The following is a 25,219-nucleotide window of genomic DNA, read 5'->3' as shown; positions in this document are numbered from 1 at the left end:
GAGTTAGAATGAATTTTACAAAAAAGGTTTAATCAACCTTTAAAAATTAAAACTCTGAGTCCTCTTCTGTTTTTTGTGCCGGAGCCGGAGCTGGTGCAGCAGGTTTTGGGGTTACAGGTTTTTTTACAACTGGTTTTGGAGTTGTAGGATTTGGATTTGTTGTCTCAGCAGCTTGTTGTGTGCCGGTTTCTGCATCAGTTTCAGTTTGAGATTGATAAACAGGTGTTGTTGTTAAAGCTGCAGCAGGAACAACTTTTGGTTTAATTGGAAAATAGATTTCTGTAATTAATTTAGACGGACTTTTTACATCTAATTTGCTTGCTGTTAAAATCTCAAGATGCGACCAGCCTAATTCAGGTATAATTTTTTCATTATTGATATAAGCAGTCGTCTTTGCAATTGCTTCGCTTGTGTGTGAATAATCACCTTTTAAAGTAGTTTTAACGGCATCAAAGGCATTTAGTTTTCCTGATAAAATATCACTTCCGGAACTAATTGAGATTTCTTTATTGATTGGTAAACAAATAGAAATTTTGGCAAGTCCTTTTGCAGTATCATATGTATGATAAATAATAAAAGGTTTTCCGTTTGCGCTTAAACCATTGGTTTCGCTAAAATGAATTAATTTCGGAATTACTATTCTTGCATTCTTATTCACTTTAGAAATTTCGCTTGTAAAGGTTTGTTTAATATATGGAGTTTCGGTTTTTTTAACCAAACCATTTACTTGTACGGCATAAGTTCTGGTTTCGTAATCAAGGTTTTTATCAATATTTACAAGACTTTTTTCATAAATAGTTCCAATAACTTTATCCGACCCTCCGTTTAGAGCTGCATAAATTTTAAACAAAAAGCTCATTGTTCCTTTTGCTTTCCAGGTAACTTTTGTTTTTCCTGCAAGTGTGTCTTTAAAAGTCCAGATTACATCGGCTTCTGTGCCATCGTATTTCATTTTCTGTTCAATGCTTTCTCCGTCTTTTGTTTTTAAGGTAATAGCATTTCCTTCTCCTTCTTCGCCAGACCAATAAAATGAACCGCCGTTTCCGCTGGTTTTATTAGGGAAAGTAAATTGTAAAGTTGGATCTTCAACTGCCCATGATTCAAAATCTTCGTAATTTCTAAAATCATTTACGTAATTATAAACGGTTGCTTTTGGTGAATTAATTACTTTACTTCTTTCAACAGAAAAAATCCCTTTTTGGGTAGCAACAAAAACGGTAAGAGCAACTAAACTTAATAATAGTAAAAGAAATAAATATTTTAGAATCTTCATTGGTGCAGGTTTTTCGTAAAGTTATAAATTTTATTGGGAGTCTAAACTAATAACTAAAAATAATAGATTGTATTATCTTTTTAAAAAGATTTTGATAACAAATAAAAGGGCAATAAAAAGCAAAAAAGCAAGCAATACTTTATAATTTCCTTTGTAAAATACTTTATGTAGGTTAAGATCTTTACGGTAAGCGAAAATCATTACGATTACAAATGCAATAAAAAAACAGAGCCCGAATATTAATTGTCCTTGACTAAACATACTTTAAAATTATTTTTGACAAATTTAGAGAATTGTATACGATTTGTTGCTAATTTGCCGTCTCATTTAATAGAATAAAACATGAAAAAACAACTTGATGCAGTTACTGAATTTCATACTGCTTTTAAAATAGGTCACAGCCAGACTCCAATTGCTGATTTAGGAGAAACTAAAAAACTGCTTCGTTATAATTTAATGAAAGAAGAAAATGAAGAATATCTTGAAGCGGTTAAAAATAATGATTTAGTCGAAATTGCTGATGCTCTTGGAGATATGATGTATATTTTGTGCGGAACTATTATTGAGCACGGATTACAGGATAAAATTGAAGCTGTTTTTGATGAAATCCAGCGTAGTAATATGAGTAAACTTGGCGAAGACGGACAGCCAATTTATCGTGAAGACGGTAAAGTAATGAAAGGCCCAAATTATTTTAAACCAGATTTCTCTAAATTATTATAAATTCAAATTCTGTATGCAAATGTTTTAAACACATAGAGACATAGTTTTTTACTCTTAAAAAAAGGTGTTTCACTTGCATTAATACATAGCTATGTGTGAGAAACATGTTTCTTTTTATGTTATTTATTAAACACATTAAATCTATGTTTCCATGTGTTTAATAAATAAGTTACAGATAATAAAAAACCCGACAACGAAATGCTGTCGGGTTTTGTTTTTATTCTGATTTTGGATTATTGAACTTTAACTGTCCATCCGTAAGTATCTTCAGAAAGTTTATTTTGAAGACTTGTTAGTTTTTCTTTTAAGAATGAAGCGTATGAATTTTCAATTGGAGCCATTTCAAAATATTCACCTTTATATGAGAATCCTTTGATTACGCTGATAACAGCAGCAGTTCCAGCTCCGAAGATTTCTTTTAATGATCCGTTTTTAGCAGCTTCAACCAATTCTGAAACAATTACCGGACGAACTTCAACATTCAATCCTTCTTTTTCTGCCATTGCAATTAAACTTTTTCTGGTAACACCATCTAAAATCCTTTCACTTGTTGGAGCTGTTAATAAAGTATCATTGATTCTGAAGAAAACGTTCATTGTTCCCGCCTCTTCCAGTTTTGTATGTGTAGCGTCGTCAGTCCAGATAACTTGCTGGAAACCATCTTTGTTTGCTAAGTTTGTTGGGTAAAACTGAGCAGCATAGTTTCCGGCAGCTTTTGCAGCACCAATTCCTCCATTTGCAGCTCTACTGTAATGTTCGGCAATAATAACTTTTACTTCACCTCCGTAATATGCTTTTGCAGGAGAAAGTAAAATCATAAATTTATATTCGTCAGAAGGATTTGCAATAACTCCAGGTCCCGTAGCAATCATAAAAGGACGGATATACATACTTGCTCCGTTACCTCTTTGAATCCATTCCTGATCAATTTTTAATAATTCATTTAACCCTTCCATGAAAATATCTTCCGGAACTTCCGGCATTGCCATGCGTATAGCAGAATTGTTGAAACGTTTGTAGTTTTCATCAGGTCTAAACAACCAAACATCATTATTTTCATCTTTGTAAGCTTTCATTCCTTCAAAAATCGCTTGTCCGTAATGAAAGACTTTAGAAGAAGGATCCATCAAAATCGGCGCATAAGGTTTAATGACCGGAGTCTGCCATTGTCCGTTTTTGTAATCACATTCAAATAAATGGTCTGTAAATACAGCACCAAAACTTAAGTTTTCAAAGTCTACAGAGCTTATCTTAGAAGAAGTAGCTTTTCTGATTTCAATTTTGCTAGTTTGAGTTGTACTCATAATTATGTAAAGTTTTTATCTAATTTGTATTCTTTCAGATGAAAATCTAATGTAATGATCTGATGAAGAATAGGTTTTCCTGAATGCAAAATTACGGAAAAATATATAAATTACTTGGTAAAACTGCATTAATTCCTGTGTTTGACTGAGATTTATTTATCTTATAATAAACCTAAAATTTTAGCGAAGTTTTATAAAGAATTTGTGAAAAAACTGTCGTTTTTTAAGGCTTTACGCATTTGTTTTGATTACATTTGATTGTTAAAATGGATTGAAAATCAAGAATTCGCCATTGTAAAATTTGAAAATTGTGAAAAGAGAAATAATTAAAACGTTAGATGGTTCAACTACAATTCATTTAGAAGAATGGAATGAAAGTTACCACTCAAAACACGGTGCAATTCAGGAAGCAAAGCATGTCTTTATAAAGAACGGACTTTCATTATTTGAAAATAATCCTGTTAGCATAATGGAAATTGGTTTTGGAACTGGTTTAAATGCTTTTATAACTTTTTTAGAATCAGAAAATAAACAGCAGGAAATCGATTACGTTGGAGTAGAGGCGTATCCTGTCAATGCAGAAGAAGTTGTTGCGATGAATTATGTTGCGGAACTCAATGCATTGGAATTTGATAACATTTTCGAAAAAATGCATAAAACAGAATGGGATAAGAAAATAGAAATTAGCAGCCGTTTCTCGTTAACCAAAAGGAAACAATTTTTTGATGAAATAGACGATTTTGAAATTTTTGATTTGATTTACTTTGATGCCTTCGGATATCGCGTGCAGCCGGAGCTTTGGAGTACCGAAATTTTTCAGAAAATGTACAATAGTCTAAAACCAAATGGAGTTCTGGTTACTTATGCGGCTCGCGGAGTGGTTAAAAGAAGCATGATTGCTGTTGGGTTTACAGTCGAAAAATTGGCAGGCCCGCCGGGAAAACGAGAAATGTTTAGAGCCTTTAAAAAGGTATGATTAAATTATTTAGAATGGTTCTATATTGATTTATATGTACTAAGAAAACGTATTCGTTGATAAAGTTTTTAAAAAAATAAGTTAAAAAGAAACTTTATATGTGATTAATGTTTACATTTGGTGCGAGTTTAAAAATATAGATAACCCCAAAATCTTATTTTATTATGTCAAAAATGATGTTTGATTACACGAAATCAATACTTGAAAGAGTTAGTTTCGATCCGGTACTTTTCTGCAAAGAATTAGAAAAAGCTATCAAAACACTGTTACCATACGAAATGGAACAATTGCAAGAATGGTTATTAAATTTCATTATTGAAAAACCAGAATTAAAACCAAGTCTACAGCTAATTAAAGTATAAAAGAAAAGGAGCCAAACTGGCTCCTTTTTTTATGCTGGCTTTTTTTGCAGCGGACTAATGATTTGAACATTCTGAAAAACAATTGCGCCTTTTACAACCCCTGCAATTGTAGATCGTATTGCGTCGATGATTTGCATTTTTAATTCGCTTTTTGGATAAATCAAACTTACCTCACGGGCAGGTTTTGGTTCCTTAAAGTTTCGGAGCTTTAGTTTATCGGATTCTTTTAAGTCTAAGGTGTGCAAGTACGGAAGTAACGTTGTGCCCAAACCTTCGTCGGCTAATTTTATAAGGGTTTCAAAACTTCCGCTTTGAATCTGGAAATTGTTTTGGTCGATGTCAGATCCATTTTTACATAAATTTAAAATTCCGTCTCTAAAACAATGTCCGTCTTGTAAAAGCAGGATTTCATTAATATTTAAATCGGCAACTTCAATTTCTTCTTTTTGAAAACTGTGATGATGTTCCGGAATATAAGCGACAAAAGGCTCGAAATACAAAACGATCTCTTTTATCTTTTCGTCTTCAAGCGGAGTGGCAGCAATGGCCGCATCAAGGTGTCCGTTTTTTAGTTTTATGATAATTTCATCTGTATTAAGCTCTTCAATTAAAAGCTTAACTTTTGGATATTTCTTAATGAAATTGTTTAAAAACATTGGTAAAAGTGTTGGCATAATAGTCGGAATAATTCCTAGACGAAATTCTCCGCCAATAAAGCCTTTTTGCTGCTCGACAATATCTTTGATTCTGTCGGCCTCGTTTACAATATTTTTTGCCTGGCTCACAATCTTTTGTCCAATGTCTGTAAGCTGTATTGGTTTTTTACTTCTGTCGAAAATTAAAATATTAAGTTCTTCTTCAATTTTCTGAATCTGCATACTTAATGTTGGCTGCGTAACAAAACACTTTTCGGCAGCAAGTGTAAAGTTTTTATGCTCTGCAACAGCTAATACATATTGTAATTGAGTTATAGTCATCTTGATAGTAATTTTTGATGCAAAAATAGGTAAATATAATTTTTTTTTATAATTTTTTTAAAGAAGTTCCTTTAAATTTGTAGTAAACTTAGTTATAAAAAATGATGATTATGAAAACAAATATTTTAGGATTACCTGTAAAAGAATCAGAATTGTTAGTGAAAGAATTGAATGTGTTATTGTCTAATTTTCAAGTTTACTATCAAAATTTGAGAGGAATTCATTGGAATATTCGTGGAAAACGTTTCTTTGATCTACATGTAAAATTTGAAGAACTATATACAGATTCTCAATTAAAAATAGATATGATAGCCGAGCGAGTTTTAACAATTGGCGGAACTCCATTACATACTTTTGAAGATTATATTGCCAACAATAAATTAACTGTTGGAAAAAACATTTCAAATGATGAAAAAGCGGTTCAGTTAATCGTAAATTCATTGTCTGATTTATTAAAAATCGAAAGAGACATTTTAAATAAATCGGCAGAAATTAACGATGAAGGTACAAATTCAATGATGAGCGACTTTATTTCAGAGCAGGAAAAAACCATTTGGATGATGAATGCATGGCTTGATGAAACTTTGTAATAAGTTGTTTATGAATATTTTAAAAAGCAGAATCGTCTTGTTTGATTGTTCTGCTTTTATATTTTTGTTAAAATTGTATAAAATTTTTGGCTGCTAGCTTTGATTTAATTTGTTTAACGCTATTTTTGTTTCGATGAAAATACTGGCACGCATATTATTATTCATATTTATTGCTTTCTTATCGACCCCGACAATTGTTCAGGCGATTAAGAAAGGAAGCTCTTGTGTGTCTTTTAATTTTTCTGAAGAAGAAGTTCATAAAGAACTTAAATCTGTAGTTCATCCAATAATTTTAGAACATGAAGTGCCGCTTCCTGTTTATATTGAAAAGAAAACGATTGTTTCTGAAAACATCGTAAAACTAGATAATATTTCTCCGAGCATATTTGCTCCACCTCCCAACTTGGCATAATACTTCCGATTATTTAAAAAACAACTGTATTTAAAAATTTAAATGCAGAAAGTTTTAATGTATCCATTTTTAGTATTGTATTATGACAAAAAAAATCAATCTTTTTGCCAACCTTAAGTCTGATTTTGCATCAGGTTTAGTGGTTTTTTTGGTGGCTCTTCCATTGTGTTTAGGTATTGCAATGGCCTCTGGAGCGCCGTTATTTTCTGGAATTATTGCAGGTGTTGTTGGTGGTATTGTGGTAGGTTATTTAAGCCAGTCACATATTAGCGTTTCGGGGCCTGCGGCTGGTTTAACAGCTATTGTACTAACCGCTATTACTGATTTTGGTGCCTTTGATGTATTTTTACTGTCTGTTTTTATTGCAGGACTAATTCAATTGGCATTAGGATTTTTAAAAGCCGGAAGTATATCAAATTATTTTCCAACTAACGTAATCGAAGGAATGCTTGCCGGTATCGGAATTATTATTATTCTGAAACAAATTCCACACGCCTTTGGTTACGATGCTGATTTTGAAGGTGATCAGGCTTTTATTCAAAATGATGGAAGCAATTCATTTTCATTTCTTTTCGATGTGTTGAATCATATTCAATTAGGTGCAGTTGTAATTTCGATAATTTCACTTGTAATCTTAATTTCATGGGATAAAGTTCCTTTTTTAAAGCGATTAAAATTAGTTCCGGGTGCACTTATAGCTGTTATTTTAGGAGTTTTACTAAACGAATTTTTTATATCTACAGGAAGCTCATTGGCGATTGCAAAAGAGCATTTGGTTTCTTTGCCAGTTCCAAAATCTTTTGATGATTTTAAATCAATTCTAATTTTACCAAACTTTTCTGCAGTATCAAATCCGCAGGTTTGGGTTGTAGGGGTTACAATTGCCATTGTTGCTTCTATAGAAACGCTTTTGTGTATTGAAGCTTCAGACAGAATGGACGTTCAAAAACGCTATACAGATACAAATGTTGAACTTAGAGCGCAGGGTATTGGTAATGTTGTGAGTTCACTTTTGGGAGGTTTACCTATGACTTCTGTGGTTGTGAGAACATCTGCAAATAATAATGCCGGGGCGAAATCCAAAATGTCAACCATAATTCACGGTGTGCTTTTACTGATAAGTGTTTTGACTATTCCTATGATTTTAAATAAAATTCCATTAGCAACACTGGCTACGGTTTTAATTTTGGTTGGTTATAAACTAGCAAAGCCAGCTACCTTTATGCATTTCTGGAAAAAGGGAAAATACCAGTTTGTCCCTTTTATTGCAACTTTGGTCTTTGTTGTTGCTACAGATTTGCTTAAAGGAGTTGCTCTGGGAATTATTATTAGTATAATTTTTGTTTTAAGAGGTAATTTGAAAAGAGCATATATCTTCAAAAAAGAAGAATATGAGGATGGCGATATCATTCATATCGATTTAGCTCAGGAAGTCTCTTTTTTAAACAAAGCTGCTATAAAGCAGACATTAAATGAAATTCCGGAAAATTCTAAAGTAATTATAAATGCTCATGATACCGAGTATATTGCACATGATGTTCTGGATTTAATTCGCGAGTTTAAAGAAACACGTGCTATTGACGAGAATATCAAAGTAAAACTGAAAGGTTTTAAAGAAGCATACGAATTAGAAAATACTCCTGAAAACAACAATCACGTTACAATTGAACATTATTATGACGTTGCTAAACGTGCATTAGTAAAAAAAGAAGAAGTAAAAGAAAAGTTTTAAAACAAATTATCTAAATAAAGATATTTATCGGGTTTGAGAAATATCAAAATTTAAATAACTTTACACAAAAGTCTTTTTGATATGCTTGAGCATTGATAATTCCAAAAAAAAACAAAAAAAGATGAGAAAATTTTATGAGCAGTTATTAGAAAACAATAAAAAGTGGGTTGAAACTTCATTAGCAAAAGATCCTAACTATTTTGCTGATCTGGCAAAAGGACAACAGCCGCCATTGTTATGGATTGGATGTTCGGACAGCCGTGTTCCGGCAAACGAAATTGTTGGTGCTAAACCTGGCGAAGTTTTTGTACACAGAAATATTGCTAACATGGTGGTTCACTCTGATATGAATATGTTAAGTGTACTGGATTATGCTGTAAATGTTTTGAAAATAAAGCACATTATCGTATGTGGACACTACGGATGCGGTGGTGTTAAAGCTGCAATGGGACATCAATCAGTTGGAATTATTGATAACTGGTTACGCCACATTAAAGATGAATATCGTCTGCATGATAAATATTTAAATTCAATTGAGAATGAAGAAGAGCGTTTTAATGCTTTTGTTGAAATCAATACTAAAGAACAAGTTTACAACTTAGCAAAGACTTCAATTGTTCAGAACGCTTGGAAAAACGGGCAAGACTTAATGCTTCACGGATGGGTTTACGGTTTAAATTCTGGTTTTGTAACTGATTTAAATGTAAATATTGCTTCGAATGATGAGTTAGATGAAGTTTACCAATTGGATCTTTAATAATTAAAATAAAAAAAATCGCCCTTGAGAAAGGGCGATTTTTTTTATTCGTTTTCATCCAGATTTTCATTAAAAGCTGATGGAAGCATTGTCGGGATAAATTTAATCAATATTGGCAGTAATAAACTTCCGCCCGGAAGTAAAAATATCGTTAAGGACGGAATCGTTTTACAAATGTCTAAAAGTTGTTTTTTTACCTTTTTCTTTTCCTTTGCATCCAAATCTCTGGTTGTAGAATATGCCAGTAAAACCATTAACTCCTTACTCTGAACAATTTCTTTAATTAATCTGTTTTTGTTTCTTATAATCAGTTTTACAACGCTGTGCGTCATTTGATCGTAAAAATGTTTTACAGGATTTGAGTAATTAAAATACGGAATTTTCTTTTTATGGGTCGTTATAAAATTATGAGTCGTATCGATGGTTGTTTTTACAAAATCATCAGAAACGCCCATCATTGAGCCTAAAGAATACAAGAAATACGCTTCTTCATTTTCTACAACACCGTCACTCCACAAAGCCATTCCGGCCATGTCGATTAAATAATAATGTTCTAATGTATTTTTAAAATAATCAAGTTGTAAAGTCTCTAAAGTATCAACGGTAACTTTTGAAAATTTAGAATATCGAATAGAAGCTTCAAAAAGTTTAATCAATAAATCGTCGTGCTGCGATTTGATGGTTTTGGTTTTTAGTGCCAGACCAACAATTCCCAGAACGGTTTCTTCAATTCGTTTTAAGTATTTTTCAGGAATTACTCCGTGTTCTAAATATTGCCTAAAAGCCAGAACATCAATAAACAAAAGCGCATTGGTTACCAAATGCGAAAAGTTTTTGCTAATGATACTGTCATTGGTTTGCACTCTTTCGTCGATAATACTTTCTAACGAATGTGAAGGAGTATCTTTTGGCAGTAGAATTTTAAACAAATTAAAGCCTTCAGGATTCATTTGTTTGTAGAATTTTACAACCTCGGCAATAAAGTTATTGGGTTCAGAATTTCTTTTTTCTAAACAAAAAACATGATAAAGGGTATTAAGTAACGCAACTTTAGAAATTTCGGTTTTAAACCAGCCTTTTATCGGAATTGGAATTTGAGAATCAATAGCAATAATATGACCGTAGATAAAACCAGTTTCTCTAACTTTATAGTAAAAGGAATCAGTAGTTTCAAAAGGAATAGCTTCTGAAAACTTCTGCTCACTAAAAAATTTGTCTATCCAGCCGTGTGCTGATGGATTAATCATTGCTTTAAATTTATAGCTGCAAAGCTATATCTTTTTCTTGTTTTAGCATGAATTAAAAATAAAATAACCACTAGATTTTTGTGAAATATAGTGGTTATCAATGTTTTCTTATTTTATAATTCCTGCGCAGGCAACTCTTCCTCCGGCATTTCCGGTTGGCTGAGTAGTAAAATCATCTGTTCCCTGATGCACAATTAAACCTTTTCCAAGAACATCTTTAGTCGCATCTCCACAGCCAATGCACCATTCATCAGTAGTTAGAGTAATTGTTCCGTTACCTTTATCGTCGGCAGTAAAATTTCCGATATCACCTTTATGATATTCTCCCACTCCCCATTTTCCGTGTTTTTTAAAAGTAGGATTCCAGTGTCCGCCAGCTGAACTTCCATCAGCTGCAGTACAATCTGCTTTTTCATGAATATGTATGGCGTGAACTCCCGGCTGTAAACCAGAAACTTTTGCCGTAAAGGTTACTTTTCCATTTTTTTCAGTAAAAGTAGCAGTTCCGGCTACTGTACTATTGCTTTTTGGTTCTAATGCTACAGTCAAAGTTTTAGCATCACTTGATTTTGTATTAGTCTTACAACCAATAATTAAAGCTGTAATTATAGCGAATGATACGATCAGTTTTTTCATATATAAGGGCATTTTAAATTAAAGATTAAGTAAATTTAACATAAAATAACGGAATACATTAACTCTAAAAGTTAAAAAAAAGTCAAACTATACTTGGTAAATTAATATCGATTGAGCACAAAACCGAAAAATATTGCGTAAATTCGTAAGGGTTTTAACGAATAATTTCTGAAACCAGACTTCTGTAATTCTTTCATATTTAATACCTAATGTTATGATGAAAAAGATTTCTATCCTCGTTTTAATTACTTCGATTTTATTTTCCTGTAAGTGTAAAAAGGTTGATTCGGCTGCAAAACTTGACGGAACCTGGGAACTCAATTATATAACCGGACCAAGAATTACCTTTGATGGTTTATATCCAAATAAAAAACCAACGATAAGTTTTAATACAAAAGATAATCAGGTTTCTGGTAATAGCAGTTGTAATAACTATACCGGAAAACTAGTCATAGATGGAAATAAAATTGATTTTACCCAGCCAATGGCCATGACAAAAATGATGTGTCTGGACGGGCAAGGAGAACAAACGTATATGAGTACACTTCAAAAAATAACATCATACGATATTACGGATGATGGTAAAACGCTGAATTTAATTTCCGGAGATATTGCCATGATGCGATTTACGAAAAAATAAATTTCTTTAATAATCTAAAATAGGATACACATGAAAACGAAATTATCCATTTTACTACTATTATTGTGCTTTTTGAATATTTCTGTTTCAGCACAGCAAAAAAGCAAAAAAGAACTTAAAGCTGAAAGAGAATTGCAAAAACAAAAAGAAATTGAAGCTTTGATCGATTCTAAAAATTTTGTTTTTGAAGCCCAAAAAGTCACTCCACAAGGCGGACGTCTTATTATTCTGGATTATAATACCTATTTCTTAAAGTTTAATGCTGAGAAAACAACATGTGATCTTCCTTTTTTCGGACGTGGTTATAATGTGGGATACGGTAGCGACGGCGGAATTAAATTTGAAGGAACTCCAGAAAATATCAAGATAGAGAAGAAGTCAAAAAACTATAGAGTGAGGGCTACTGTTAAAGGCAAAGACGATGTTTATGATTTGTTTTTTACCATATTTTTTGATGGAGGCGCGACACTTTCTGTAAATAGTAATAATCGTGCTCCAATTTCTTATGATGGACAAATAAGTGCTCCAAAAGCTGAGGAAGATAAAAAATAGAATAAATTGTTTTGAATCCCATTTTAAACAAGAATATTTAGAATGCATAATTATTTAGAAACACATTAAAAATCAAAACTATGAAAAAATTAAGTCTTATTTTTATTATGGCAATTGCCACGTTTTCATCTTATGCACAATCTACATTTAAAGAAGATGTAGAAGTTTTACAAAGTCTTTACGGAAAAACTAAGAGTGATTTAGTAAAACAGTATATGAATTTGTCTGATACTCAAGCTGCGGCTTTTAATAAAGTTTACGATGATTATGAAACAAAACGTAAAGCGCTCGGACAAACCAAATTTCAATTAATTAATGATTATGCGGCCAATTACGGTACACTTACTGATGCAAAAGCAGATGAACTGGCCAAAGGAACTTTTAAAAATCATATGGCTTACGAAAAGTTGTTTTGCAAAACATACAGTAAAGCTAAAAAAGCTATTGGTGCAATAAATGCGGCTAAATTTATTCAGTTAGAAGTGTATTTGCAAACTATAATTAGAGCAGAAATTTTAGAAATTATTCCTTTTATAGGAGAATTAGATAAGTCAAAAATCTAAAGAAAGATTTTTATAAAATAAAACGGCAGTTATTTTTAAGTAACTGCCGTTTTTTTTTATTTGTTTTTGATGAATTTATTTAGCTGTTTTAACTTCATAAATAGCATTTACCATTCCATCACGGAAACTATCCAAAGTTAATTCCCAGAACATGATTCCGCCCAGTTTTTTAGACTTTACATATTCTGTTTTTGCTTTAATAGATTTAATATCGTCAGAAGTTGCAAATGTTTTTGTTCCTTCATTATACCAATAAGGTGCTTGAGCTTTTTCATCATAAAAATATTTCCAGCCGTTTGCTTCTGTATAAGTTGTAGCATAGTTTTTAAAATCAGCACCTTGAAAATGTTCACCTGCCTGATACAAACCGTTATTGATGTTTTCTACATTTTTCCATTGTCTGGTATAAAATGCGCCTCCAATTACCAATTTTTCAGCAGGAACTCCAGCTTTCAATAAAAATTCAACAGCTCTGTCTGTAGATTCTTCTTTTGGATTTGTGCTATACAATGGTGTGTGATGTCCAGTTACTTTAGAATATCCGTTTACTAAATCATAACTCATAATATTGATACGATTAACTAATGGTGCAACGGCTTTCCAGTCGATAGATTCATCAAGATATTTTTGAAAACCTCCGGCAGCAAAACTTAACTCGTATTTTTTACCTAAAGTTGAACGTAAAATTTTAATTAATTCTGTAAAATTAGGTTTATCAGCAGGTTGGAATAAATGTCCAGGAAGACCTTCAATTGCTGGATATTCCCAATCCAAATCTAAACCATCAACTTTAAAATAATCGCTTACTTCTTTTACCGATTTAGCAAATTTCAAACGTCCATCAGCAGTCGAAAAAGCATTTGAACAAGGTTCGCATCCGCCCCATCCGCCAAGAGATAAAACGATTTTTAATTGTGGATTTTTAGTTTTTAGTGAAACCAAATGTTTTATAGTAAGAGAATCTTTAGTAGAATCTACGCTTAGTTTTCCGTCTTTTAAATGACAGAAACTAAAAATAATCTGATTTAATTTATTGACTTCATACTCGTCAATTAGTTTAGAATCACCAGTGTAATAAGCGATGATGTCAAATTTTTTATTCTTCTGCGCAAAAATGTTTGTGGAAAAAAGGCAGATAGATAAAAAGGCAATTAGGCTAATTTGTTTCATTTTATGTTTTTTGAAGATTTAAAACGCTAAATATAAAACATTAGAATTTAAATTTTGCTATTAATCTTGTAACATAACCTCAATTTTAATAAAGATTTGTGAAATTGGGTTTAGCTATATAAGTGATATAAGTTCATTTAGACCAAGCTCAATAACACCAGAGAAACTTTGTCAAAGTTTTAAACTTTGACAAAGTTGGTTAAAAGAGAGAATACATACTTTTTAAATGAACTTATATCACTTATATGGTTTTAAATTAAAAAAAATAAACCCGCACAGTTTCGGACTTGTGCGGGTTTATAACAAATTAAAAGCTAAAAACTATTTTGAAATTAGAAGCAGTATGCATTTTCTGCTACTAATTTTTCTGCAATTTTTTCTCTTAACGCTACCACGTTTGGCAGGTTAGTATATTTAGTGAAACGTTTAAGTCCCATTAACATCATACGTTGTTCGTCGCCTTCAGAGAAAGAAGCAATTCCTTCTTTTCCTCTTAAGTTTACGATATCTACTGCTTTGTACAAGTATAATTTTGCCATTGCAATTTGCTCCTGAACTTTATCTTCGCCTTCTTTTTTAGCTAATTTCTCCGTTCTAAGAATTGTACTTTCAGCCATATAGATTTCGATTAAGATATCAGCAGCAGCCATTAATAACTGTTGGTGAGAATCTAATTCTGGTCCGTATTTTTGAACTGCGCTTCCGGCAACCATCAAGAAAACTTTTTTCAAGTTAGCCACAATTACTTTTTCTTCTGAGAATAATTCAGAGAAATCCGGAGTATCAAAAGATGGAATTCCCATTAATTCTTCCTGAACTTTCATTGCTGGTCCAAGTAAATCAACGTGTCCTTTCATTGCTTTTTTGATCAGCATACCTACAGAAAGCATTCTGTTGATTTCGTTTGTTCCTTCATAAATACGAGCGATACGAGCATCTCTCCAGGCACTTTCCATTGGAGTGTCTTCAGAGAATCCCATTCCACCGAAAACTTGAATTCCTTCGTCAGAACAGTTTTGAACGTCTTCAGAAACCGCTACTTTCAAGATAGAACACTCGATAGCATATTCTTCAACACCTTTCAATTCTGCTTCTTGATGAGAAGTTCCTTCTGCTTCACGAGCAGCGATTCTGTCTTCGATGTCTTTTGCAGCACGGTAAGAAGCACTTTCTCCAGCGTAAGCGTTAGTTGCCATTTCAGCTAATTTAGAACGGATAGCTCCAAAAGATGAAATAGAAGTATTGAACTGAATTCTTTCGTTAGCATATTTTACAGCGCCAGAAGTAACTCTTCTTTGAGCATCTAAACAAGCTGCAGCCAATTTAATACGACCAACATTTAAAGCATTCATTGCAATTTTGAAACCGTTTCCTCTTTCAGATAACATGTTTTCAACCGGAACTTTTGTTTCGTTGAAGAAAACCTGACGAGTAGAAGAAGCACGGATTCCTAATTTATGTTCTTCTTCATTCATAGAAATTCCGTTTGAAGGATCGTTTTCTACAATGAAACCTGTAATATTTTTATCATCTCCAATACGAGCAAAAACGATGAATAAGCTGCAGAAACCTGCATTCGAAATCCACATTTTTTGTCCTGTAATTAGATAATGAGTTCCGTCTTCAGATAAAACCGCTTTTGTTTTTCCTGAGTTAGCGTCAGATCCTGCACCTGGCTCAGTTAAGCAATAAGCTCCAAACCATTCTCCAGAAGCCAATTTCGGAACGTATTTTTTCTTTTGTTCTTCAGTACCATAAAGTGTAATTGGCATAGTTCCAATTCCAGTATGAGCACCAAAAGCAGTTGAGAAAGAACCTGTTGCTCCAGAAATGTAGTCGCAAACCAACATTGTAGAAACAAATCCCATTCCTAATCCGCCATATTCTTCTGGAACTGCAACTCCAAGAAGTCCAAGTTCACCTGCTTTACGCATAGAAGCTTCTGTATACGCATAATCTTTTTTCTCAAAACGATCTTTATGCGCCCATAATTCTTTATCAACGAACTCTTTTACAGAGTCACGCATCATTAACTGCTCTTCAGAGAAATCTTCTGGTGTGAAGATGTCCTCGCATTTTGTTTCTTTAACTAAAAACTGACCACCACGAGTCACGTTTTTTTCGATTGTATCTGCCATTGCTAATGTTTTTGTATGTTTTTTATTTATGGTTTTTGTACACAATCTTGTCATTTCGACGAAGGAGAAATCTTCGTAACGATTTTCCACATAGTTGATAATCTTTGCAGAGCTACTTGCGAAGATTTCTCCTTCGTCGAAATGACAAACTGAACGTATACCTTACTCTTAATAATACTTTCTTATAATACTTCGTAAATCCCAGCGCTTCCTTGCCCAGTCCCCACACACATCGAAACGATTCCGTACTTATTACCTCTGCGTTTCATTTCATCGAATAACTGAACAGAAAGTTTAGCTCCAGTACATCCCAGAGGGTGTCCTAAAGAAATTGCTCCACCGTTTACGTTTACGATTTCTGGATTAATGTTTAATTCACGAGTAACTGCTAATGCTTGTGAAGCAAAAGCCTCGTTTAATTCAATTAACTCGATATCGTTCAATGTTAAACCAGCTTGTTTTAAGGCTTTCGGAATTGCTTTTACAGGTCCGATACCCATAATTCTTGGCTCAACACCAGAAGAAGCAAAGTTTACTAATCTAGCAATTGGTTCAAGATTTAATTCTTTTACCATTTCTTCATTCATGATTAAAACGAAAGCGGCACCGTCGCTCATTTGAGAAGAGTTACCAGCAGTTACACTTCCGTCAGCAGCAAAAACCGGTCTTAAACCTGCTAAAGCCTCTTTAGAAGTTCCAGCTCTTGGACCTTCGTCTTTATTTACAACGTATGATTTAGTTTCTTTTTTACCATTTTCGTTGATGAAAGTCTGCTCAACAGTAATCGGAACGATTTGTTTATCAAATTTCCCTTCTGCCTGTGCTTTCAACGCTTTCATATGAGAGTTGTAAGCAAACTCATCCTGATCTTCTCTAGAGATTTTGTATTGGTTAGCCACCGCTTCAGCAGTTAAACCCATTCCCCAGTAGTAATCTTCGTGACCAGCAGCAGCAACTTTATAATCCGGAGTTGGTTTGTAACCTCCCATCGGAATATAACTCATACTTTCTGCACCACCTGCAATGATACAATCTGCCATTCCTGATTGGATTTTAGCAGTCGCCATTCCGATAGTTTCTAATCCAGATGCACAGTAACGGTTTACTGTAACTCCAGGAACATCTTCCACTTTTAATCCCATCAAGGAGATCAAACGTCCAACGTTCAAACCTTGTTCAGCTTCCGGCATGGCATTTCCTACCATAACGTCGTCGATACGTTTTTTGTCGAAATTAGGCAGCTCGTCCATCATAAACTGAATGGTTTCTGCAGCTAATTCATCAGGTCTTTTAAATCTAAAAACACCTTTTGGAGCTTTTCCAACTGCTGTTCTATATGCTTTTACTATATATGCTGTTTTCATTTATAAAATGTATTAAGATTGGTGTATTAAGTATTAAGACTGCCAATCGATATAGTTATTATTTTTTTAGAGATCTTTGAAGCGCAAAATTCATGTTGCTGACTTCTACTAATTCATTTATTATAGTTGATATTTTTTCTTCAGCTATTAATTTCAAACGTTTTGAAATCATTAATTGAGTGATTAATTCATAAGTTGAGCCATTTGCAATTCCTAAAAAATGAACAAACTCATTATTAGAATTTCTACCAGAACCTTCAGCTATATTTGAAGGGATAGATACTGCACATCTTTTTATTTGACTTATTAAGTTAAATTTCTCTTCTGAGGGTAATTCTGAACAAACTTTATATACATTTTCAGTTATATCCATAGCTTTCTGCCAGATTTTCAACTTTTCAAATTGATGCATAATTCTTTTTAATCTTAATACTTAATACTCAAATCTTAATACTCAAGTACTAATTACGAAGCGGTTTTCCTTTAGTCAACATGTATTGGATTCTCTCTAAAGTCTTACGTTCTGTACATAAACTCAAGAAAGCTTCACGTTCGATATCTAATAAATATTGTTCAGATACTAAAGTCGCTTCAGATAAATCACCACCAGCCATTACATAAGCCAGTTTGTTAGCGATTTTCTTATCGTGCTCAGAAATGTATTTTCCAGCCTGCATTTGATCCGTTCCAACTAAGAACATTCCAAGAGCCTGTTTTCCTAGAACTTTAATATCATTTCTTCTTATCGGTTGTGTATAACCCGCTTCTGCCATTAACAATGCATGTTTCTTAGCTTCAGCAATCTGACGATCTTTGTTTACTACGATAATATCTTTTCCATGTTGAAGAAGTCCAGTATCAAAAGCTTCGTAACCAGAAGTCGAAACTTTAGCCATTGCGATTGTTAAAAAATACTCTTGAAGAACGTTTAATTCCACGTCATTTTTGCGGAATAAGTCTGAGGCTCTTAAAGTCATTTCTTTAGAACCACCACCACCAGGGATAACTCCAACACCGAATTCAACTAATCCCATGTAAGTTTCGGCAGCAGCAACTACTTTATCAGCGTGTAAGCTCATTTCGCATCCACCTCCAAAAGTCATTCCGTGAGGCGCAACCACAACTGGAATTGAAGAATAACGAACACGCATCATAGTATCTTGGAACAATTTAATTGCCATGTTCAATTCGTCGTATTCCTGCTCAACCGCCATCATGAAAATCATTCCGATATTAGCTCCAACAGAGAAATTCGCTGCTTGGTTTCCAATAACAAGACCTTGGTGTTCTTTTTCTGCTAATTCAATTGCTTTATTGATTGCCGAAAGAACGTCACCACCAATTGTATTCATTTTAGATTGGAATTCTAAGTTTAAGATTCCGTCTCCTAAATCTTGGATAATTGCTCCGCTGTTGCTCCAAACTTTTTTGCTTTCGCGAATGTTGTTTAGAATAATGAATGAATCTTGTCCTGGAACTTTTACTTGAGATTTTGTTGGAATGTTATAGAAATAAGTTGCTCCTTCTTTTACAGAATAGAAACTTTTGCTTCCAGAAGCCAACATTTCGTTTACCCATGCAGCAGGCTCTAAACCTTCTGCTTTCATGATTTCAATTCCTTTTTCAACACCAATAGCATCCCAGATTTCGAATGGACCATTTTCCCACCCAAAACCAGCTTTCATAGCGTCGTCAATTTTGTAGAATTCGTCTGTGATTTCAGGAACTCTGTTTGAAACGTAAGCAAACATTCCAGCGAAACTTTTGCGGTAGAATTCTCCCGCTTTGTCTGTTCCTTTTACTAAAACTTTAAAACGATTGATTGGTTTATCTATAGTTTTAGTTAATTCTAAAGTTGCAAAATTTGCTTTTTTTGCAGCTCTATATTCTAATGTATCTAAGTCTAAAGAAAGAATATCTTTATCCACTTTTTTGTAGAAACCTTGTCCAGTTTTGCTTCCTAACCAGTTATTTTCCATCATTTTGTTGATGAAATCCGGAAGTTTGAACAATTCGTGTTGTTCGTCGTTCGGGCAGTTTTCGTAAATACCATTGGCAACGTGTACCAAAGTATCCAAACCAACAACGTCAACTGTACGGAAAGTAGCCGATTTTGGACGACCAATTACTGGTCCTGTCAATTTATCAACTTCTTCAATCGTTAATCCCATTTCTTTCACTAAATGGAATAAACTCTGGATTCCGTAAATCCCAATTCTGTTTCCAATAAACGCCGGAGTATCTTTAGCAACAACCGAAGTTTTTCCTAAGAATTTAGATCCGTAATCGTTTAAGAAATCCAATACTTCTTTTGAAGTTTTTGGACCAGGAATAATTTCAAATAATTTTAAGTAACGCGCAGGGTTAAAAAAGTGTGTTCCGCAGAAGTGCTGTTGGAAATCTTCGCTTCTTCCTTCACTCATAAAATGAATCGGAATACCAGAAGTGTTTGAAGTAACCAAAGTTCCCGGTTTACGGAATTTGTCGATTTGTTCAAAAACTAATTTCTTAATGTCTAAACGCTCAACAACAACCTCGATAATCCAGTCAACATTGGCAATTTTTGCCATATCATCTGTTGTATTTCCAGTCGTAATTCGGTTTGCGAATTTCTGACTGTAAATAGGAGACGGTTTTGATTTTAATGAATTCGCCAAATGTTCGTTTACCACACGGTTGCGAACGGCTTTACTTTCAAGTGTTAATCCTTTTTTAGCTTCAGCTTCGGTCAGTTCACGCGGTACAATGTCCAGAAGTAAAACTTCGACACCAATGTTAGCAAAATGACAAGCTATACCTGAACCCATAATTCCGGATCCAATTACAGCAACTTTTTTAATAGTGCGTTTCATATTTGTTAATTTTGTTTTCTATTTGTCAAATATGTTATCGCCTTTTTATTAATTGGAAAAAACTTTATTGTGGGCGATTTCATAATTTGTTACTATTTGTTTGTAGGAGGAAAAGAATGTTATTCTTTTTCTGTGTTTTCTGTTTGATTAAATATGTTTTTATCGTGAATCAGTTCATTGATGATTTCAGAAACTTCGATAAAATGATTCAGCTTTTCTTCTGAGACATGTTTTCTAACCGTTTCATTAAACTTTAGAACTGTATTTTTAGATAAATCTCTTTTTTCTTTTCCAAATTCGGTCAGATAGATTAGAACACCTCTGCCGTCACTTGGATTTTTCTTGCGAACGATCAAACCTTTTTCTTCCATAGATTTTAAGGTTCTTGTTAAGCTGGTGGCTTCCATTCCCATTCTTGGGCCAAGAGCCGTTGACGGAGTTCCTTCTTCCTTGTCCATACTTAAAAGAGCAAATCCTGTTGCCATTGTTGCATCGTATTTAGCAGCTTCTTCATTATACATTCTTGAAACAGCTTGCCATGTTGCTCTCAAAATATAATCTATCGTTTTGTCTTTCATAGGTAACTATATCGATTTCAAATATAATTAAAAAATACTATGCATGCATATAATTTTTTAATAATTTTTTGGTTAGTTATAAAATATCCCTGATTTAGAGGGTTTTGGTTGTTTATTTTAAGTGTAATATACTATTCTTTTTTTAGATTTTAACATTTTTAATACTGTAAAAATCCTTTTTTAGTTTTTAAAGCGCATTTAATTCTGTATTCTGTAAAAAATTATGCATTTTTTTCAATTGCTTTTTCTGAATCGTAGCGAGAAATAGCGTCCTGAAGTATCTTTTTCATGCGATTTCTCAGACCTTCTGGCCTCAAAATCTCTAAACAACTTCCAAAACCTAACAGAAGACGCTCCATTTCATAATTTGGTATTACATATATATGTATAATAATACTGCCGTCTTCATTTTCTTTAATTAGGCGCTGAGAAGTATGCAAAGGTTTAGTAAGCACGTAAGGCGCATTCGAAGCATCGACCCATAATTCAATTCGTCTTGCATTCAATCCGGAATTAACTGTTACACCAATTACATCCTTATAGTATACGTCAGCATCAAAATCTTCTTCTAAATATGGATGATTAAAGTCATAATCAATAGAAATGATTCTGTCCAAAGCCAAATTGGTAATCGGTTGTGAGACTTTTTTCTTTCCGATTAAAAACCAACGATTATTAAATTCCTTCAATACAAAGGGATGAAAATGAAATTTTGTTTCTTCTCTGGATTTAAAAGATTTATAAGTAATAATGAGAACCATCTTTTTGATAATTACCTGATATATTTCGTCTAAATAATGCAGTCCTTTTAATTTTTCGTTTTTATCCAGATAAATAACGGGTTTAGTATGCGATTTTTCGGCGTAGATTTTATCTTCCAATCGCTGTAAAATATCTGAAACATCATTAAAAAGAGAGAAATCTTTAAATTGCTTCAACATCGAAACGGTTTCAGTCAAAACATTCATATCGGTTTCCGTCAGCGGAATATCGGTTATCGAAAAATCTTCGTCTTCATATTTATAATACTTTTTATCGTACACTACGATTGGCGCATTATATCCCAGTTTTTCACTTCGCATGAGCTGGATATCCATTTGAATCGTCCGTTTGCTGATTGGGTTTTGTCGGCCTTCATATTCAAATAAAGCTTCAGAACAGCATTCGATTAAATCTTCTAGTGTCCATTGCCTGTATTTATTCTGAAGGCATTTGTCAATGGTTTTGTATCGAATTAAGGCATTTTTGTTTTGTGACATAAGAATGTTTGTTTTTTCAGTTTGTATTGTAGAGACGTACTGCAGTGTGTCTAACGTATTGTGGATATTCGTTGCGTAGACGCACTGCAGTGCGTCTCTACAGATATACTTTATGTTAATATTGAAATCTCTTTTTCAATATTAATTCTCGCTTTCTCCTCATACAAATTCTGAAAGTCCTCGGTTTGAAAAATAAATTCATTTTCCAGAAAATGTTTCAACGCTTTTGCACGTCCGGGTTTGTACAGAAAATCAGGATAAATTCGGTATTCTTTTCTAATTTGTTCAAAATAGATTTTGTAATCGTTCCAATCTTTAGCAAGGATTTTCAAATCAAAATCGATTAACCAATTAATGTCTTCTATCGAATTATGTAAATGTTGCTGAGTGGCATAAATCGCATCAAAAACCAATTGCTTATTTAAGTTGACATTTTCAGTTAAAACAGACAAAGCATATTCGGCACTTTTGAGTTCGTTATCTTTTTTGGAAGCCGAATACACAAAATCATGATAGAAAATCGAAAATAATATTTCATTTGGGTTTTGAAGTTTATCACGATACGTTTCAAAACAGGCAATAATTTCTTTTAAATGTGTGAGATTGTGATAATGCCTTGATTTTTTGGAATATGCCTTTTCTAAATCCAACCAGTTTTGCTGAATTTCATTTGCTGGAAAGCCAATATTCGAAAGTAATTCAGAATAAATTTCTTTTAAATTCATCTTGTTTTTTACTCAAATTTAAAATTCTTTTTTTACTGCGCAAAATAATTGCGTAGTGGTTTTGAAATCTTTGCTCAAGAAATAAAACAATAACCATTGTCTCATTTTAAAAACCAGAAATTATGAAATTCAATTTTTTAGCAAAAGAGAAAAACAATATAGTTAATCACGAAAATGCACCAGCTTTTTCATTAACATCAGAATACGAATTATATGCAGCAATTGTAACAACAAGTTTAAGCGCATCATTTTATGAAAAAGATACGACTCGTTTAGAGCGAATCAAAAACTTGATTGAAAAATGCAATCCGGTATTTGTGGCAAAATTAGCAGTTTATGCACGTAACGAAATGCACATGCGTTCTGTGCCATTAGTTTTGGTTGTAGAATTAGCCAAAATATATTCTGGCGATTCATTAATCAGTAAAATGATCACACACGTTATACAGCGTGCAGATGAAATAACAGAATTATTGGCTTACTATCAAATGGCAAACGAACGAAATGGTGTTAAGAAATTAAACCGTTTATCAAAACAAATACAAAAAGGTTTAGCCGTTTCGTTCAATAAATTTGACGAATACCAATTCGCAAAATACAATCGTGATGGTGCAGTAAAATTAAAAGACGCTTTGTTCTTGGTTCACCCAAAAGCAAAAGATGAACCACAGCAAGCAATATTTGATAAATTGGTAAACAATACTTTGCAAACACCATATACTTGGGAAACTGAATTGTCGCAATTAGGTCAAATCAAATTTTACAACGAAACTGAAAAGCAAAGAGCATTCAAACAAAAATGGGAAGAATTAATTGATAGCGGTAAAATAGGTTACATGGCCTTGTTACGTAACTTACGAAATATCTTAAGCGCCAATGTTTCAGGTTCTCATATGAAAAAAGTATGCGATTACGTTTCTAACGAAAAGGCAGTCGCCAACTCAAAACAATTGCCATTCCGATTTTTAGCGGCTTATCGTGAAGTGAAAGATTTGAATTTCAAATTCACTTCTATGGTTTTAGATGCTTTAGAAGATGCTGTTATGGCAAGTTCACAAAATATAAAAGGTTTTGATGTAAACACATCAGTTGTAATTGCCTGCGACGTTTCGGGTTCAATGCAGCAGCCAATTTCACCAAAAAGTAAAGTATTGCTTTACGATATAGGTTTGATGTTGGGTATGTTAATGCAAAGTCGCTGTGAGAATGTTGTGAGTGGTATGTTTGGTGACCGTTGGAAAATAATCAACATGCCAAAACGAAGCATATTAGCCAACGTTAACGAATATTACAAACGTGAAGGTGAAGTAGGTTATGCTACAAACGGTCATTTGGTTTTAGAAGACTTAATAAGCCGAAAAGAAATTGTAGATAAAGTAATGTTGTTTACCGATGTTCAAATGTGGAATAATGCTTACACAAAAGACTCATTTGCAAACTCTTGGAACCGATACAAAAGTATCGCACCAAACGCAAAATTGTATTTGTTTGATTTGGCTGGTTACGGTCAGTCGCCAATAAACATCGAAAAAAACGATGTATATTTAATAGCTGGCTGGTCAGATAAAGTATTTGATGTTTTGAATGCTTTAGAAGATAAAAAGAGCGCGTTGAATTACATCAACCGAATAGAATTGTAAATTTTAAATATACTGCGCAAAATAATTGCGCAGTATCATTTGAATATTTGTAAAGAAATAAGTTCATTGAAAATAAAGAAAAAAACAAGTGTCGTAGATAAGTGTTACTTCGTTAAATACGTTGTCGCAGGTTCGAACCCTGTCACTTCCGCAAAAAAAAATAAAAATGGAAGTGTAGCTCAGATGGCAGAGCCCGTAATGTCATTTATTGCATATTGCCTTGTTTTAAAAAACATTGGTGTCGTAGATAAGAATTACTTCGAGGGAACTGTATTACAGGTTCGAATCCTGTTCAGATAATCTGATAGTGTAAGTGGTAACACGCATAAATAGTCTCTTGTCGCTCATAACCCGATAAAATAAAAAGAATGTCGTAAATAAGAGATACTTCGTCTCCAATTTTAGGGGAGGAATAACGAAGTTGTAAAATCAGCAAGGTTATCCAGTTCGACTCTGGCAAAGACAAAGCCCCGCCAAATTCTCTTGTTGCTTGTAACTTCTTTAAAAAAATGAAAAATGTCGTGCGTAAAGAGCTACTTCGTTCAAAAATAACTCTTGCCAATTATTACTTTTTCAAAAAATAAGATGCCGTGTATAAAGTGTTACTTCGTTGGTTGATTTATTAGGTTCGAGTCCTAAATTATCACTTATACAATATTGCTCTTAAAAAAAGAGTGTCGTCAGGAAATGGTTCCTTCGTTCCAAAGAAAATTAAACCATTCCTAAATGTTACCTCTTTAAAATTATTT

24 protein-coding genes are annotated in these 25,219 nt (G+C 33.2%); 11 read left to right on the top strand and 13 right to left on the bottom strand.

Translation table 11 applies throughout. The features are described from left to right. Positions 1-46 precede the first annotated feature (46 nt). Positions 47-1,273 (bottom strand): SRPBCC family protein, encoded by a 1,227-nt coding sequence (locus BUC29_RS13435; protein WP_073416680.1) that lies wholly within the window; start codon positions 1,271-1,273, stop codon positions 47-49. Between the two features lie 342 nt (positions 1,274-1,615). On the opposite strand from BUC29_RS13435, the gene BUC29_RS13425 reads away from it, so the two are divergent. Next, the gene (locus BUC29_RS13425; RefSeq protein WP_012026738.1) at positions 1,616-1,996 is read left to right on the top strand and encodes a pyrophosphohydrolase domain-containing protein; all 381 of its coding nucleotides are present in this window, start codon (positions 1,616-1,618) and stop codon (positions 1,994-1,996) included. A 233-nt stretch (positions 1,997-2,229) separates the two neighbouring features. On the opposite strand, the gene BUC29_RS13420 is transcribed toward BUC29_RS13425, so the two are convergent. Further along, entirely contained in the window at positions 2,230-3,300 is a 1,071-nt protein-coding gene (locus BUC29_RS13420) for a branched-chain amino acid aminotransferase (RefSeq protein ID WP_073416678.1), read from the bottom strand. A gap of 310 nt (positions 3,301-3,610) precedes the next feature. Between BUC29_RS13420 and mnmD the strand changes: the two genes are divergently transcribed. Together mnmD and BUC29_RS13410 are read left to right on the top strand one after the other, a co-directional pair. After that, positions 3,611-4,276: a tRNA (5-methylaminomethyl-2-thiouridine)(34)-methyltransferase MnmC2 gene (gene mnmD / locus BUC29_RS13415; protein ID WP_073416677.1), complete on the top strand. Its 666-nt coding sequence runs from the start codon at positions 3,611-3,613 to the stop codon at positions 4,274-4,276. A 164-nt stretch (positions 4,277-4,440) separates the two neighbouring features. Then, positions 4,441-4,638, top strand: coding sequence for a hypothetical protein (locus BUC29_RS13410; RefSeq protein ID WP_073416676.1), 198 nt, complete (start codon positions 4,441-4,443; stop codon positions 4,636-4,638). Positions 4,639-4,667: 29 nt separating this feature from the next. Here the strand turns inward: BUC29_RS13410 and BUC29_RS13405 are convergent, their stop codons facing one another. Continuing rightward, positions 4,668-5,615: a LysR substrate-binding domain-containing protein gene (locus BUC29_RS13405; protein WP_073416675.1), complete on the bottom strand. Its 948-nt coding sequence runs from the start codon at positions 5,613-5,615 to the stop codon at positions 4,668-4,670. A 110-nt stretch (positions 5,616-5,725) separates the two neighbouring features. Between BUC29_RS13405 and BUC29_RS13400 the strand changes: the two genes are divergently transcribed. The 4 genes from BUC29_RS13400 to can all read left to right on the top strand — a co-directional run bounded on the left by BUC29_RS13400 (position 5,726) and on the right by can (position 9,106). Beyond that, positions 5,726-6,205 (top strand): Dps family protein, encoded by a 480-nt coding sequence (locus BUC29_RS13400; protein WP_073416674.1) that lies wholly within the window; start codon positions 5,726-5,728, stop codon positions 6,203-6,205. A gap of 133 nt (positions 6,206-6,338) precedes the next feature. Further along, positions 6,339-6,617 carry a hypothetical protein gene (locus BUC29_RS13395; RefSeq protein ID WP_073416673.1) on the top strand — a complete coding sequence of 93 codons (279 nt, stop codon included), beginning with the start codon at positions 6,339-6,341 and terminating at the stop codon, positions 6,615-6,617. Between the two features lie 82 nt (positions 6,618-6,699). After that, positions 6,700-8,349: a SulP family inorganic anion transporter gene (locus BUC29_RS13390; protein ID WP_073416672.1), complete on the top strand. Its 1,650-nt coding sequence runs from the start codon at positions 6,700-6,702 to the stop codon at positions 8,347-8,349. Between the two features lie 121 nt (positions 8,350-8,470). Further along, positions 8,471-9,106: a carbonate dehydratase gene (gene can, locus BUC29_RS13385; protein ID WP_008468497.1), complete on the top strand. Its 636-nt coding sequence runs from the start codon at positions 8,471-8,473 to the stop codon at positions 9,104-9,106. Between the two features lie 44 nt (positions 9,107-9,150). Here can and BUC29_RS13380 read toward each other — a convergent pair whose 3' ends face one another. After that, positions 9,151-10,353: an LETM1-related biofilm-associated protein gene (locus BUC29_RS13380; protein ID WP_073416671.1), complete on the bottom strand. Its 1,203-nt coding sequence runs from the start codon at positions 10,351-10,353 to the stop codon at positions 9,151-9,153. Between the two features lie 108 nt (positions 10,354-10,461). Next, entirely contained in the window at positions 10,462-10,989 is a 528-nt protein-coding gene (locus BUC29_RS13375; protein ID WP_073416670.1) for a superoxide dismutase family protein, read from the bottom strand. 214 nt (positions 10,990-11,203) lie between these two features. Between BUC29_RS13375 and BUC29_RS13370 the strand changes: the two genes are divergently transcribed. The 3 genes from BUC29_RS13370 (at position 11,204) to BUC29_RS13360 (ending at position 12,744) form a co-directional block, all read left to right on the top strand. Next, positions 11,204-11,629, top strand: a complete 426-nt coding sequence (locus tag BUC29_RS13370) for an META domain-containing protein (protein ID WP_084538649.1) — start codon at positions 11,204-11,206, stop codon at positions 11,627-11,629. Positions 11,630-11,659: 30 nt separating this feature from the next. Next, positions 11,660-12,181: a DUF4251 domain-containing protein gene (locus tag BUC29_RS13365; RefSeq protein WP_073416668.1), complete on the top strand. Its 522-nt coding sequence runs from the start codon at positions 11,660-11,662 to the stop codon at positions 12,179-12,181. A gap of 80 nt (positions 12,182-12,261) precedes the next feature. Beyond that, complete coding sequence (locus BUC29_RS13360) at positions 12,262-12,744, top strand: hypothetical protein (RefSeq protein WP_073416667.1); 483 nt, start codon at positions 12,262-12,264, stop codon at positions 12,742-12,744. A 75-nt stretch (positions 12,745-12,819) separates the two neighbouring features. Here the strand turns inward: BUC29_RS13360 and BUC29_RS13355 are convergent, their stop codons facing one another. From BUC29_RS13355 to BUC29_RS13320, 8 genes are all read right to left on the bottom strand, one after another. Beyond that, positions 12,820-13,914, bottom strand: a complete 1,095-nt coding sequence (locus BUC29_RS13355) for a glycoside hydrolase family 18 protein (RefSeq protein ID WP_073416666.1) — start codon at positions 13,912-13,914, stop codon at positions 12,820-12,822. A gap of 332 nt (positions 13,915-14,246) precedes the next feature. Then, a complete protein-coding gene (locus BUC29_RS13350; protein ID WP_073416732.1) occupies positions 14,247-16,052 on the bottom strand; it encodes an acyl-CoA dehydrogenase family protein in 1,806 nt (601 codons plus the stop codon). Positions 16,053-16,234: 182 nt separating this feature from the next. Next, the gene (locus BUC29_RS13345; protein WP_073416665.1) at positions 16,235-17,416 is read right to left on the bottom strand and encodes a thiolase family protein; all 1,182 of its coding nucleotides are present in this window, start codon (positions 17,414-17,416) and stop codon (positions 16,235-16,237) included. A 58-nt stretch (positions 17,417-17,474) separates the two neighbouring features. Further along, on the bottom strand, positions 17,475-17,828 hold the full coding sequence (locus BUC29_RS13340) for a four helix bundle protein (protein ID WP_073416664.1): 354 nt from the start codon (positions 17,826-17,828) through the stop codon (positions 17,475-17,477). A 49-nt stretch (positions 17,829-17,877) separates the two neighbouring features. Then, positions 17,878-20,268 carry a 3-hydroxyacyl-CoA dehydrogenase/enoyl-CoA hydratase family protein gene (locus BUC29_RS13335; RefSeq protein ID WP_073416663.1) on the bottom strand — a complete coding sequence of 797 codons (2,391 nt, stop codon included), beginning with the start codon at positions 20,266-20,268 and terminating at the stop codon, positions 17,878-17,880. Between the two features lie 119 nt (positions 20,269-20,387). Further along, positions 20,388-20,846 carry a MarR family winged helix-turn-helix transcriptional regulator gene (locus tag BUC29_RS13330; RefSeq protein WP_073416662.1) on the bottom strand — a complete coding sequence of 153 codons (459 nt, stop codon included), beginning with the start codon at positions 20,844-20,846 and terminating at the stop codon, positions 20,388-20,390. A gap of 221 nt (positions 20,847-21,067) precedes the next feature. Next, positions 21,068-22,105, bottom strand: coding sequence for a helix-turn-helix transcriptional regulator (locus tag BUC29_RS13325; RefSeq protein WP_073416661.1), 1,038 nt, complete (start codon positions 22,103-22,105; stop codon positions 21,068-21,070). 110 nt (positions 22,106-22,215) lie between these two features. After that, positions 22,216-22,830, bottom strand: coding sequence for an HD domain-containing protein (locus tag BUC29_RS13320; protein ID WP_073416660.1), 615 nt, complete (start codon positions 22,828-22,830; stop codon positions 22,216-22,218). Positions 22,831-22,952: 122 nt separating this feature from the next. Here BUC29_RS13320 and BUC29_RS13315 point away from each other — a divergent pair, with 122 nt between their 5' ends. After that, positions 22,953-24,470: a TROVE domain-containing protein gene (locus BUC29_RS13315; RefSeq protein ID WP_073416659.1), complete on the top strand. Its 1,518-nt coding sequence runs from the start codon at positions 22,953-22,955 to the stop codon at positions 24,468-24,470. Positions 24,471-25,219: the final 749 nt, after the last annotated feature.

It is taken from the genome of Flavobacterium defluvii (assembly GCF_900129555.1).
Lineage (GTDB): Bacteria > Bacteroidota > Bacteroidia > Flavobacteriales > Flavobacteriaceae > Flavobacterium > Flavobacterium defluvii.
Note: the sequence above shows the minus strand (reverse complement) of the source record. Positions and strands in the feature narration are given on the sequence as shown.